This is a genomic window from Streptomyces nymphaeiformis (assembly GCF_014203895.1).
Lineage (GTDB): Bacteria > Actinomycetota > Actinomycetes > Streptomycetales > Streptomycetaceae > Streptomyces > Streptomyces nymphaeiformis.
On sequence record NZ_JACHJY010000002.1, the window covers coordinates 993,740 to 1,003,190 of the forward strand.

At 68.6% G+C, this 9,451-nt stretch carries 7 protein-coding genes and 1 pseudogene; 1 reads left to right on the forward strand and 7 read right to left on the reverse strand.

What is annotated here, in order from left to right:
- Nucleotides 1-563: 563 nt before the first annotated feature.
- The 7 genes from GGE06_RS10235 to GGE06_RS10265 all read right to left on the reverse strand — a co-directional run bounded on the left by GGE06_RS10235 (nucleotide 564) and on the right by GGE06_RS10265 (nucleotide 8,131).
- On the reverse strand, nucleotides 564-2,045 hold the full coding sequence (locus GGE06_RS10235; RefSeq protein ID WP_184930588.1) for a helix-turn-helix domain-containing protein: 1,482 nt from the start codon (nucleotides 2,043-2,045) through the stop codon (nucleotides 564-566).
- A 6-nt stretch (nucleotides 2,046-2,051) separates the two neighbouring features.
- Nucleotides 2,052-2,279, reverse strand: coding sequence for a hypothetical protein (locus tag GGE06_RS10240; protein ID WP_116156820.1), 228 nt, complete (start codon nucleotides 2,277-2,279; stop codon nucleotides 2,052-2,054).
- 631 nt (nucleotides 2,280-2,910) lie between these two features.
- A protein-coding gene (locus tag GGE06_RS10245) for an IS5 family transposase (RefSeq protein WP_376773522.1) occupies nucleotides 2,911-3,701 on the reverse strand; the annotation gives its coding sequence in 2 pieces (ribosomal slippage) (nucleotides 2,911-3,380 and nucleotides 3,380-3,701; 792 coding nt in all).
- Nucleotides 3,702-3,927: 226 nt separating this feature from the next.
- The gene (locus GGE06_RS10250; protein WP_221517904.1) at nucleotides 3,928-5,799 is read right to left on the reverse strand and encodes an IS481 family transposase; all 1,872 of its coding nucleotides are present in this window, start codon (nucleotides 5,797-5,799) and stop codon (nucleotides 3,928-3,930) included.
- Between the two features lie 76 nt (nucleotides 5,800-5,875).
- Nucleotides 5,876-6,640: a transposase domain-containing protein gene (locus GGE06_RS44045; protein ID WP_376773523.1), complete on the reverse strand. Its 765-nt coding sequence runs from the start codon at nucleotides 6,638-6,640 to the stop codon at nucleotides 5,876-5,878.
- A gap of 110 nt (nucleotides 6,641-6,750) precedes the next feature.
- Nucleotides 6,751-7,314, reverse strand: a complete 564-nt coding sequence (locus GGE06_RS10260; RefSeq protein ID WP_184930590.1) for a GNAT family N-acetyltransferase — start codon at nucleotides 7,312-7,314, stop codon at nucleotides 6,751-6,753.
- 496 nt (nucleotides 7,315-7,810) lie between these two features.
- The gene (locus tag GGE06_RS10265; RefSeq protein ID WP_184930591.1) at nucleotides 7,811-8,131 is read right to left on the reverse strand and encodes a hypothetical protein; all 321 of its coding nucleotides are present in this window, start codon (nucleotides 8,129-8,131) and stop codon (nucleotides 7,811-7,813) included.
- A gap of 524 nt (nucleotides 8,132-8,655) precedes the next feature.
- Here GGE06_RS10265 and GGE06_RS10270 point away from each other — a divergent pair.
- Nucleotides 8,656-9,147 (forward strand): annotated as a pseudogene (locus tag GGE06_RS10270) (transposase); the annotation flags it as partial.
- Nucleotides 9,148-9,451 lie beyond the last annotated feature (304 nt).

The following is a 9,451-nucleotide window of genomic DNA, read 5'->3' on the forward strand; positions in this document are numbered from 1 at the left end:
ATCACACCGTGTCCGTCACCTGCAGCACCGCCGAGTGCCGGATGCCGCCCCGCTCGAAGGACGCCACGAGCATGCGCCGCTTCGCAGCGGAACACGTCAAAGCCCACGGACGCCTCGCGGGCGCCCGTCCCAACGCAGCCTGCAGCTGCGGCAGCGCGCAGTGCGCCCTCCACGAATCCCGCGTCCAGTGCGCCGGCAGCAGCCTGCTGGTCCTCGTGCACAATCCGGCCGTCGGCCAGGTCTGGACCCTGGCAGAAGTCTGCCAGACCTGCGCCCGGCACATCCCACACCTCGCTGTCCTGGCCACCGCCAGGCCCGCTCTCCCCACCCCCGCGGCCCCTGCCGCGGAGCAGCCGGCGCAGCGCACCGCGATACCGGGCGGATTCTCCTCACCCCAGGCCGCTCCTGATCCCTCACCGGACCGGCGTCGGCCCCACCGTCCTCACCATCCGCGCCGGTCTGGGGGCTGAGACCGGCGCGGCGTACCGCCGCGCTCTCGCAGGAGTCGGTTGCCCTGCGCCCTCCTGGACGACCTCGGCGAGCCGGAAGATTCGAGGTCCGCATTAATGCTCAGCAACCGGCGGAATGGGCCTTTTGTCAGGAATCCGGATGCGGATACGGACCATTCCCGGCTGGGTGGGCGTGCGGAACGTTCCCGGGTAGGGAGCCCCGTTTGGGTAACTCTGCGCTGACCCATCGGTGACTGGGGCCTGAGGGCGGTCTGGTGCCGGCGGGTCGGTGATGGTTGGGAGGTCGTCGGCCTTCAGCGACACCGTCGGCTGGTCTTCTGGAGGGCTTGGCCAGAAAGCTTGGGAAGTCCCTCGGGGGAGTGGCTTCGGTGCAGGTGCGGTTCGGATGCGGGCGGCAGTCGGCCGGGCGGGTGTTGGGAAGGTGCCAGGGCCGGGGCGTCGATCAAGAAACCCCGCATGGCCGGGCCTCGGACTGGGGTTAGGGCTGAGGGCTGGGCCGGGTGCTGGCGGATCCGTGATGGTCGAGAAGTCGTCGGCTCCCGATGGCAGCAGAGGTGAGGCGGCTTTGACTGAATGCCGCCAGGAGGCTTGAGGAACCCGTCGCGGGAGCGGCGCCCGGTCAGGCGACGCGGGCACTCTCAGGACAAGCGTCGGCGTGTCCGAGAGCCTGGCCAAAGGCGGGGCAGTACGGTCCCTGCAGTTGTCGCACAGGGCCGCGATCCATCCCTTCTTCTCGTCGTAGCCGAAGGACGGCCGACGGCACCGCGGGCAGGCGAGCTCCCCTCGTCGCTGCGCCTGGTCGACGAGGAGCTCCCGGGTCATCCGAGCGGACTGGCCGGAGAGGGCCTCATTCGGGTCCGGCACAGCCACGCGGAGTTTGAGACCGGGCTCCTTGCGAGCTGAGGCCTCCAGGTCGCTCATCAGGATCTGAAGGTCGCGGGGGGTGATGCGGTCGTAGGTGTGCAGAACGCCTGTCGGTCGGCCCTGGTTCGCTCGGGTCGTGCGGCGGTCGGCGTCCGCGCGGTCCCAGGCCTTCGCCCACTCGGCGAGGTCGGTTTTCCGTACGCCGCAGGCCTCGGCGAAGGCGAGGACGAAGTCGCGCCGGGGGGTTGAGCGGCCGGCGAGTACGCGTCCGACGGTGCTGTGGGGGAGGCGTCCAACACCGCCGATGCGCTGATCCAGACTGCGCAGGGGAGGGCCGCCGTCGTCCTGGTAGAGGTCGACGATTGCGGAGCGAAGGTCAGCGAAGTCCTTGACCACGCTGATGTGTCCTCCGCCGCGGTGTCCTTTGAGGACGCCCTGCGCATGGGCTTCGTCGCGGCGGGCCAGCTTCCAAAGCCGCTCTGCTTCTTTGGTGCTGAGGCCGCAGGCCTGAGCGTAGGCGGTGACCACGTTCAGACGCTGCGGCACACTGTGCCCCGAGGCGGCGCGCGCGAGGGTGTCGGCGCTGAAGTCGGTGCGAGCAGCGAGCTGGCCGTAGGTCAGCCCCGCTGCCTCCCGTCCCAGGCGCAGCCACGTCGCCAGGTTGCGCAAGGACTTGCTGCACTGCGCGATCGGGTTCTCAGGGCGCCCCATCAGTGGCTAGCTCCCCGTGAGCCCCAGCTCGGGCCGGAGGCCACCGCGAAGGCGGCGCATGACCCGCAGGCTGAGCGTTGCCACCTCAGCACTCAGAACGATCACGCTGATGATCTGCCATCCGGCATAAGCCAGTAAGGCGGCAGCTACGACGATGATGATCACGATCCCGATGTCCCAGGTGGACAAGGGGCGCGGTGAGGTGCGGGACGTGCCGCACGTGGAGTTGTTCACGTGGAAGGTCTCCTCATGACGATGAGCTGCGGGCTGACTGAACGGTCGTGCAGGGCGGTTGCCGCCGCCTTTGTAGGTAGCGATGTTGCAGCATGCGCGGCCTCCGAACGAACCCTCGACCGGTCGAATCCGCATCTGCGTCCCTGTGAGACGGCACCCGCAGGCCCCGCCTCATCCAGACGTTCTGGCTGCTCAGACGAGGGAAGAGAGTGAGTTTTCCGCAGATGCGGCCCACCTTTCTGGCGACCGGACGTCAGTATCCGCAGGAGCGTCCCCGGCTTTCACAACCTTCTCAGGTGTGCTCTGGCATGTATCACTGCAGCTCAGAAGGCATGTGCAGGGAGGATTTCCGCATTGACGTCTCGCTGTTGACCTCAGACGCGGCATGCCCGATCTTTGTCCATGCGCCCGGTTGCGGCTTATGGCCGCCCTGGGCGTTCTCCGATGTACTGCGGGCAATCAGATACCGGAGAGAGCCGACTCGTTGCCGCGAGGCCTGCTCAGGGTCCTGGCGCCACACCCTGGTGCCAGGACCTGCGCCGTCCTCCCGCCAGAGCGGTCTTGTCACTCGCCCGTGGAATATGCGCGGATTCGCCTGCGCCCGCCCCACGGCATAGAGCTCGTAACATGATCACGGGTTGTGCTTCTTGAGGCGTCTCCAGCAGATGAGGCCGCAGGCCAGGGAGACGAAGGCGTCGTGCAGTTCGGTACGGCGTTCCCAGCGGACAGCGAGGCGCTTGAACTGGTGGAGGAGAGCGAAGGTCTGCTCGACGACGTAGCGGAGTTTGCCCAGGCCCTGGATGCTCGGGGCACCCTTGCGGAAGATGACTGGCAGGATCCGGCGCTTGCGTAGCTCGCGGCGGTGGGGGTTGGAGTCGTAGTCCTTGTCGCCGAGCAGGGTTTCGGGGCGCCGGCGGGGCCGTCCTGGGCGGCCTGTGATGGGCGGGATGCCGTCGACCAGGGCGAGGATCTGGGTGACGTCGTTGACGTTGGCCGCGGTGGTGATGACCTTGAACGGGGTGCCGCGTCCGTCGCAGATCAGGTGATGCTTGCTGCCCGTCTTCCGTCGGTCGACCGGCGACGGACCGGTGTCGGCTCCCCCTTTTTCGCGCGGATGTGAGAGCCGTCCACGCATGCCCTCGACCAGTCCAGCTCGCCGGCCGCGTTCAGCTCGGCGAGCAGGATCCGGTGCAGCTGGTCGAAGACCCCGGCCTTCTGCCAACGGTCCAGCCGCCGCCAGCAGGTCTGCCCGGAGCCGAACCCGAGCTCCAGAGGCGGCAGTTGCCAGGCGATGTCGTTGTACAGCACGTACAGGATGCCCTGGAGACACAGCCGGTCCGGCACCGGCCGAGGCCCCGGCGATCGCTCGGGCCAGGGCGGCAGCAGCGGCTCGATCAGCGCCCACAAGTCGTCGTCCACGATCCACGGCCGGGTAGTCACATCATCCCGAACGGCCGAATCGTCACACCGGTCATGGCCTACCAGGGCCGTTCAACAAGATCGTGTTACGAGCTCTAAGCGTCTCGCTGGTGTTGCCGACGCACTGCGTCGACGGGACCACGATGGGCTCCGCGGGCTTGGTGGCGTCCTGCCATGTAGGCCGCAGCGGCGGCGATCAGCGCGGTGGGGCTGGCGACGACAGCGGCTATCACCTGTTGTGGTGTGAGGTCTTGGGACTTGGTTGACAGATTCGGCTCACGAGATTGTTGACGGGCTCAGGAGCCGCTGGACAATCCCGGTTAGATCTTGGGGGCGGGAACTTGGCCTTCCAGCGGGCCACGGGGTGCTGGTCCTGGCGGGCGTGGAGGGAAATCTCGGCGCCTTCGTAGGTGACGCGGAAGTGGGTGTCCTCGACGTAGATGGTGACGATCCGGCCCGCGTGGGCCCGGCCGACGCGCAGGCGCTGGCGTGCCACCATCACGACGCCGTCGTTGGGGACCTTGCGCTCAACCGTAACGGCGGCGGGGGCCGGCGGCAGCTGGGTCGTGGCGAGCTTGGCACCGCGGAGCCGTGGGTGCTCTCCGGCGGCGAAGGGCGAGGGCAGGGTCTTGACCAGCTGCCCGTTGTGCACCGCGTGGAGGAGGCGACCGTCGAGGCGGACGGTGATCCGTCGGTTGGCGAGCTCTGGCCCAATCTTCACGCGTTGGGCGGCCAGGGTGATCCAACCGTCCTGGTCTGCGGTGCGTTCGAGCTCCAGGGTGTGGCCGGCCGGGAGGTTGCCCACGTGGTCGACGGCCGGGAGAGCGGGTGGGGGTCCGGCCGGGCGGGCTCCGCGGAGCTTGAGCTGGTGGAGGTGTTCGGCGTCGAGGTTGGACGCCACCGTCTTGACCACTTCGCCGTTCACGAGGACGTGGACGGTGTTCTCGTCGACCCAGATGCGGACTCGCAGGCCGGCGCGCTCGGCGCCGAGGCGGATGCGCTGGACGGAGGGAATGATGCCGACCTGACCGCCGGCGGGAACCACGGTGTCGAACTCGACCGCGCCGGCCGACGGCGTCATTACCAGCGCCGGCGGAGCCGACTCGGCGGGCGCGGGCACGGTCTCGGACCGCTGAGCAGGCACGACCCTGACGGGTTCGGGCTGCGGGTTGGGGCGGAACAAGCTGGCCGGTGTGGCCATGTCGAGGGCCTGGTGCGGGCGGAGGTGGTTGGAGGTCTGAACCCACTCGCTGATGGCGGCCTGGGCTGCCGCGAGGGAGGCGAACGGCCCACAGTCGTCGAGCAGTTCCCGGCGCAGGGTCCGGTGCCAGCGTTCGATCTTGCCCGTGGTGGTCGGCGAGTACGGCTTGGTCAGCTTCGCGCCGATCCCGTTCTCCCGGCAGACCCGCTCGAACAGCACCTCCGCGGACCTGGGCCGGGTGTAGCGGCCGGTGAACTGCTTGCCGTTGTCCGTGAGCACCTCGGCCGGCACCCGGTGGATCCGCATGGCCCGCACGAACGCGTCGGCGACCGCCCTCCCGGAGGGCACGGTGAGCACCTCGGCGACCACGATGAAGCGCGAGTGGTTGTCGATCCTGGTGAGCATCTTGCACTCGCGCCCGTCGGCGAGGTAGATCCCGCCGACCAGGTCGAGCTGCCACAGGTGCATCGGCGTCTCGCGCTGCCACCGCTTGTACTTGCGCCGATGCTGCTGTTCCTGTGGGCGCACGAGGCCGTTGCGGGTCAGGACCCGATGGACCGTGGCCCGCGACGGAGCAGGCTCGGCGCCAGTCTGCTCGATCTCGTAGGCGATCCGTCGGGCTCCCCAACGTGGGCGAGACCGGCGCATCTCGCAGACCAGGGCCTCCACCTCGGCCGGCAACCTGGTCGGACTGGTCCGCGGACGGCGAGATACCTCCCGCAGCCCCTCGAAGCCGCCCGCGGCGTACTTCGCCTTCCACGTGTAGACCGACTGCCGTGAGACCCCGTACCCCTGAGCGACCTCCGTGATTGGCGAACCGTCGAGCACCTCCAGCACCGCTCGGTCCCTCTGCTCGGTCGACCAGTCGCCCTGCTGCTGGCCCTCCGCCTCCTGAGTCACACCCGAAGCATCTGAAGCACCATCAGAAACTGTCAAGGGTGTCTCGAGAGCATTGCGTCAAACATGTCCTGAGCCCTCACACGACACCTGTGGGTCCATGCGCGCGATCACGCCGCAGCCGGTCACTCAGGACCGGGGGTTTGCGGGCGACGGACAAGCGGGACCGGAACGCGGCTCCGGTGTCGGCGACCGCTTCCAGGAGGGCGTTAGCGGAGAAGCCGCGGTCCAGCAGCACGATCATCCCGAGGTGCAGGGAACGTGTGAGGCGCTTGCCGTGGCTGGTCCCGCCGCGGGTGCGGGGGGCCGAAGACCGCGTCGATGACGGCGCGGGTGCCGCCAGTCGACCAGAGCCACCAGGATCTGGGGGTAGCTGGAGGCGGCGTACTGGTTGGAGGTCTTGCCCAGGTGGGCGGGGTCGCGGGGTCATCGAGGACATCGAGGTAGGTGCCGTCGATGGCGACGACCAGCAGCCCGGCACAGCGGGCACTGGCGGTGCGGACTTCTGAGCCGGTCCGCGCAGCGGGCGCACGCCGAGCCGGGCACGGGCGTGCCACAGCGCGGTGCCGGTGAGCTTCGGTATCGGCAGGGACCCCAGCGCGGAGGTGAGCTTGGCCCACCCCGCGAGGTAGCCGCACTCCTCGGACAGCGCGGCGGCCAGGAGCGGGTAGACCACCACATGGGCGGGCAGCTTCCGTATCCGCTGCTGGCCCGCCCCGCACTCGGTGAGGACCTTGTCGACCTTCTCGAACGGCACGATCTGGGTCAGGTTTCCCAGATGACCGGGGGCGAAGACACCTTCGGCTACCGCGATCTCGCGGCGGATGACACGCTCACCAGGCAGCGGAGCTCCCGTGGTGAACGACTCGTCTTGGACGGCAACGTCGTTCTACCGGGACTCCGCTCCTCACGCGAACGTCCGCCCGAACCACGCGACGCTGCCCGGCCCTCTTGTCAGGCCCGATCGGCCTTCCACTCTCGGGCGAGCATCGCGTAGACGTACTCACTGCCCCAACGCCCGTCGTCGAGAGCGTTCTCGACCAGATGCGCTTCCCGGCGCATGCCGAGGCGCTCGCAGATCCGCGCCGACCCGGTGTTGAGCACATCGAGGCGGGCGAAGAGCCGGTGAGCATCCAGCTCGGCGAAGGCCAGCTCGGTGATCGCACGCGCCGCCTCGGTCGCGTAGCCTCGGCCGCCGTACGCCGGGTTGAAGATCCAACCGATCTCGACCTGGCCCGCCCGCGCGCTCGCGAGCTTCAGGACAACCTCGCCGACAACTTTCGCCTCACCGACCGGGCAGACGGCGAACACCAGGTCGTCGCCGTCCTCGGCCCACGCGGTGCCGGCCGCACGCCGAGCCAGGCTCCGCACGCACCGCTCACGAGTGAGCGGCGGCCGATAGAGGTAGCGAGCGACTTCGGAGAGGCCCTGATACGCGTACAGGTCATCGAGGTCGTCCGGCGTGAACCGGCGCAATAGGAGCCGTTCGGTGCTGAACGGCACTGAGAGCGTGGTCATCGATCTGATGTTCCTCCCCGAGAGCTGCCCGACAGCCTAACCGGGCGGACCGTGGAGCCCCCGACACGAACACCGTCGTTCTACCAGGCGCCCGCTACCTACAGTGGGCGGACCGTCGAACCCCACTTGCCACCAGCCACGCAACCGTAACTTCACGGCCTTGGGTTAACGGACCACTCAGCGTGACGGCTCCACAGAAGTTGTGCCAGAACCCGAGATCGGGTTGTGGCACGAGTTCCGTGGTGCGGTGCGATCGCTGAGTGTGTGGCGGCCGACGCTTGACGGGATCGGCAGGTCAGCGGCTTGCCGCGCTTCGAGTGTCGGCCGCAGGGTCCGGCATCACAGAAGTTGCGGAAGTTGCGCCAGAACCGCACTTCGGACAGCACCTCGCGGGGTATCGAACCGAACGCCAGAGGCGGGCTGTCGAACCACCACATCGCTCAGAGGGGCCACCTCCGACTGAGGTGTCCCCTCCGAGCAAGATCTTCGTTGGACCTCAGGCATCCGGGTTGTTGCCCGTGGCGGCGGTGGTGATGCGGTCGACCTGCATCTTCACGAAGGACGAGAGTTCATGGTCCTTGGGCAGGTTCTCGCCGGACATCACGGCCACCACGGAGCCGACGCGCAGCTCCGCGGTCTGATACGTCGATCCCTGGTCCTCCTCCGTGAAGGCGTCGATCTCGTCGGCGGCCGTGTCGATGGTGAGCGGCTTCGGCTTGCTGTTCGCGCCCTTGCGGTTCTCGGCGACCGCCGCCTTCATGCCCGCCTTGGCGTTTTCGACGGAGTCGTGGGCGAGGAGGGTGAACTGTACGTCCACGTCCTTGTCGCCGTTCGTGTTCTCGTCGGAGTGCCGGGTCGTCGCCTGAGTAGTGAGCCCAGACGCAGGCCCACTGGCCCTGCGTCTGGCACTGCTGCTGGGCGGCGCTTCCGTCGAGGACGCGCGGCTCTTGGGCGAGCCAGCCCTTCGGGGCGGCGAGCTTGCTGGGGATGGCCATGGCCACCTGGGAGGGGTTGAACGGCGCGGAGGCTGCGCCGCCGCCCTTCCCGCTCTCGCTGCCGGCCTGGCCGCTACCGCTACCTCCCGCACAACCAGCCAGTGCCAGGACCAGCACGACCCCCGTGATCGCGCCGCGCATCGGGTGAAGCGTCTCCATCCCTATTCATGATCACCAATCAGTTGGCAGCCATGTTACGGAGTTGACGCGCCGTGCGTGCCTAGTCTCGCGCTTTCACGAGCGTCGCCGTCCGAAGCTTGATCAAGAGAACTAGGAGTGCCACTGACCTGGGACGATGGGACTTGTCTAGGGTCCTGATCATCCTCAAGAGAGCCGCACTCCTCAGGTGAGCAAGCGTAGTGGGTTGTATCCGGGTGTCCGCGTCCGGGGCGGCGGTGAGGGGACGGTCTCGCAGGCCGGCGGGGTGCTCCTGGTGGAGACGGCTCGCCGGACCGGCCTGGACGCCGCGTTGTCGGCGGCCCTGGCCCCGTGGCGCAAGCCGCGGGCGGTGCACGATCCCGGCAAGGTCCTGCTCGACCTCGCCCTGGCCGTCGCGCTCGGCGGCGACTGCCTGTCGGACGTGGCGATGCTGCGGGCCGAGCCCGCTGTGTTCGGGTCGGTCGCGTCCGACCCGACCGTCTCCCGACTGGTCGACACCCTCGCCGCGGCCGGTCCCCGCGCGCTCGCGGCCATCCGCCAGACACGGTCCGAAGTCCGCGGACGGCTCTGGAAGTTGGCCGGACAATCGGAGCCGGACTCGGGTGGCGAAGTGGTCGTGGACATCGACGGGGTGCTGGTCCTGGCCCACTCGGACAAGCAGGACGCCGCTGCGACGTGGACCTCCAGGACAATCCGCTCGGCTCCTGGGAGCAGGAGCGGGAAGCCCATACGCTCGCAGCCAGGATGCTGTCCTTGCCTCCCCGCTCCGAGCGGGTCCGAGGATCGAAGTGCAAGTAGACCTGGAGGAGCAGGGCGGGGTAAACGACTCTGTCTCGTTGATCGGATAGTGCCGGCAGTAGGTCCGGAAGCCGGTGGCTTTCGCTACCGCGGGGCTGGTCGGCCCCCATGCCGGACGGCACCTGGTGTTCCCGCCCCGGGCAGGGAGTTCCGGGGCGGGAGTGTTCGATCGTCTGGTGGTGTCA

Bases quoted from the DNA above. Each gene is read 5' to 3' on its own strand.
- GGE06_RS10235 (WP_184930588.1), bottom strand. From the start codon at position 2,045: ATGGGGCGCCCTGAGAACCCGATCGCGCAGTGCAGCAAGTCCTTGCGC.
- GGE06_RS10260 (WP_184930590.1), bottom strand. From the start codon at position 7,314: ATGACCACGCTCTCAGTGCCGTTCAGCACCGAACGGCTCCTATTGCGC.